This is a genomic window from Acinetobacter sp. ANC_7511 (assembly GCF_056779975.1).
In genome coordinates, this window is the sequence record NZ_JBWYIY010000037.1 from 1 (window position 1) to 3,133 (window position 3,133).

1 rRNA gene is annotated in these 3,133 nt (G+C 49.1%); it reads right to left on the reverse strand.

Annotated features, from left to right (window positions below):
• Positions 1-82: 82 nt before the first annotated feature.
• A 23S ribosomal RNA gene (locus tag AC1M9L_RS14645) occupies positions 83-2,974 on the reverse strand.
• Positions 2,975-3,133 lie beyond the last annotated feature (159 nt).

A 3,133-nucleotide genomic window follows, 5' to 3' on the forward strand; every position in this document is an offset into this window, starting at 1 on the left:
TTTGTGCAGTTTAGCGTTTTATCTAACTAAATCAAGTTATTTGTCATGATTTGAACCACAACACCAACTGTTTGGGTGTTGTATAGTCAAGCCTCACGAGTAATTAGTATTGGTCAGCTTCATACGTCACCGTACTTCCACATCCAACCTATCAACGTTGTAGTCTTCAACGGCTCTTTAGAGGACATAAAGTCCTTGGGAAATCTAATCTTGAGGTAGGCTTCCCGCTTAGATGCTTTCAGCGGTTATCCCTTCCGAACATAGCTACCCGGCGATGCGACTGGCGTCACAACCGGTACACCAGAGGTTCGTCCACTCTGGTCCTCTCGTACTAGGAGCAGATCCTCTCAAATTTCCAACGCCCACGGTAGATAGGGACCGAACTGTCTCACGACGTTCTAAACCCAGCTCGCGTACCTCTTTAAATGGCGAACAGCCATACCCTTGGGACCTGCTTCAGCCCCAGGATGAGATGAGCCGACATCGAGGTGCCAAACACCGCCGTCGATATGAACTCTTGGGCGGTATCAGCCTGTTATCCCCAGAGTACCTTTTATCCGTTGAGCGATGGCCCTTCCATACAGAACCACCGGATCACTAAGACCTACTTTCGTACCTGCTCGACTTGTGGGTCTCGCAGTTAAGCGCGCTTTTGCCTTTATACTCTACGCGTGATTTCCGACCACGCTGAGCGCACCTTCGTACTCCTCCGTTACTCTTTAGGAGGAGACCGCCCCAGTCAAACTACCCACCAGACATGGTCCTCGCTCCAGATAATGGAGCAGAGTTAGAACCTCAATATTACCAGGGTGGTATTTCAAGGACGGCTCCATAGAAACTGGCGTTTCTACTTCAAAGCCTCCCACCTATCCTACACAAGTAAGATCAAAGTTCAATGTCAAGCTGCAGTAAAGGTTCACGGGGTCTTTCCGTCTAGCCGCGGGTACACCGCATCTTCACGGCGAATTCGATTTCACTGAGCCTCTGCTGGAGACAGCGCCGCCATCATTATGCCATTCGTGCAGGTCGGAACTTACCCGACAAGGAATTTCGCTACCTTAGGACCGTTATAGTTACGGCCGCCGTTTACTGGGGCTTCGATCAAGAGCTTCGCTTACGCTAACCCCATCAATTAACCTTCCAGCACCGGGCAGGCATCACACCCTATACGTCCACTTTCGTGTTTGCAGAGTGCTATGTTTTTAATAAACAGTTGCAGCGGCCTGGTTTCTGAGGCTGCCAGTAGCTCAAGGAGCAAGTCCTATCACCGCCGGCAGCGTACCTTCTCCCGAAGTTACGGTACCATTTTGCCTAGTTCCTTCAGCAGAGTTCTCTCAAGCGCTTTGGTCTACTCGACCTGACCACCTGTGTCGGTTTCGGGTACGATTCCTGTGTAACTGAAGCTTAGAGACTTTTCCTGGAAGTATGGTATCAGCCACTTCGCTAGTAAACTAGCTTGCTATCGATTCTCAGCATAGAGTACCCCGGATTTGCCTAAGATACATGCCTACAATCTTCCACCTGGACAACCAACGCCAGGCTGACTTAACCTTCTCCGTCCTCTCATCGCATTACACAGAAGTATTGGAATATTAACCAATTTCCCATCGACTACGCCTCTCGGCCTCGCCTTAGGGGTCGACTCACCCAGCCCCGATTAACGTTGGACTGGAACCCTTGGTCTTTCAGCGAACGGGTTTTTCACCCGTTTTATCGTTACTCACGTCAGCATTCGCACTTCTGATACCTCCAGCAGACTTCTCAATCCACCTTCATCGGCTTACAGAACGCTCCCCTACCACTTGCAATAAATTGCAAATCCGCAGCTTCGGTACATAGTTTTAGCCCCGTTACATCTTCCGCGCAGGCCGACTCGACTAGTGAGCTATTACGCTTTCTTTAAAGGGTGGCTGCTTCTAAGCCAACCTCCTAGCTGTCTATGCCTTCCCACATCGTTTCCCACTTAACTATGATTTAGGGACCTTAGCTGGCGGTCTGGATTGTTTTCCTCTTGACTACGGACGTTAGCACCCGCAGTCTGTCTCCCGGATAGTACTCATTGGTATTCGGAGTTTGCATCGGTTTGGTAAGTCGGGATGACCCCCTAGCCGAAACAGTGCTCTACCCCCAATGGTATTCGTCCGAGGCGCTACCTAAATAGCTTTCGGGGAGAACCAGCTATCACCAGGCTTGATTAGCCTTTCACCCCTATCCACAAGTCATCCCCTGGCTTTTCAACGACAGTGGGTTCGGTCCTCCAGTAAGTGTTACCTCACCTTCAACCTGCTCATGGATAGATCGCCTGGTTTCGGGTCTACACCCAGCAACTAAACGCCCTATTAAGACTCGATTTCTCTACGGCTCCCCTATTCGGTTAACCTTGCTACTGAATGTAAGTCGCTGACCCATTATACAAAAGGTACGCAGTCACATCACGAAGATGCTCCCACTGCTTGTATGCATGCGGTTTCAGGATCTATTTCACTCCCCTCACAGGGGTTCTTTTCGCCTTTCCCTCACGGTACTGGTTCACTATCGGTCAGTCAGGAGTATTTAGCCTTGGAGGATGGTCCCCCCATATTCAGACAAGGTTTCACGTGCCCCGCCCTACTCGACATCATCATGTAAGCCCTTTCGTGTACAGGACTATCACCTACTATGGTTGCACTTCCCAGAGCATTCCACTAAAGCTTACATAACTTAATGGGCTTTTCCCCTTTCGCTCGCCGCTACTGAGGGAATCTCAATTGATTTCTTTTCCTACGGGTACTGAGATGTTTCACTTCCCCGCGTTTGCCTTGCAACACTATGTATTCATGTTGCAATACCTATCTTATGATAGGTGGGTTCCCCCATTCAGAAATCTCCGGATCACAGGATATTTGCCGCCTCCCCGGAGCTTTTCGCAGGCTATCACGTCTTTCATCGCCTCTGACTGCCAAGGCATCCACCACATGCACTTAATTACTTGACTATACAACCCCAAACAGTCGTTCGATCCTACAAGTAGATCGTTCAACATTACAGTTTGAAGTACTGTGTATCTAAACACTGTACAGCTTCAATTCAAATTCATATACCAAAACGCTTGATTCAGTTAATTTCGCTAGTTCTCATTTCAATCACTTCAACT